Origin of the sequence: Paenibacillus forsythiae T98, assembly GCF_000520735.1 — a bacterium.
Lineage (GTDB): Bacteria > Bacillota > Bacilli > Paenibacillales > Paenibacillaceae > Paenibacillus_AQ > Paenibacillus_AQ forsythiae.
Genome location: NZ_ASSC01000277.1, coordinates 1 through 306, shown reverse-complemented (window position 1 = coordinate 306; position 306 = coordinate 1). Strand labels below are relative to the sequence as shown.

The window sequence follows — 306 nt, the reverse complement described above, 5'->3', positions numbered from 1 at the left end:
GAATGGGTCGGCGGGCTGCCGGGAGGCGCCCAGCGGCAGAGCAATCTTAAAGCGCTGTATGACCGGGCGGTACAATTCGAGAACGATACCTCTGCCCGCGGCTTGTTCCGCTTTCTGGTGTTCATTTCCCGGCTCCGGGAGAACGGCGGCGATTTGGGGACTGCCGGGGGCGGCGAGCAGGGCGAAGGCGTCCGGATTATGACCATCCACAAAAGCAAGGGGCTTGAGTTTCCGGTCGTCTTTCTGGCCGGAATGTCCAAAGGCTTCAACCGCCAGGATCTGTACGCTCCGTTCCTGATGCACAAG

At 61.1% G+C, this 306-nt stretch carries 1 protein-coding gene; it reads left to right on the top strand.

Features of this window, described 5'->3' with window-relative positions:
• On the top strand, positions 1-306 hold a 306-nt coding region (locus L692_RS28240; RefSeq protein WP_036722931.1), incomplete at both ends, for a 3'-5' exonuclease.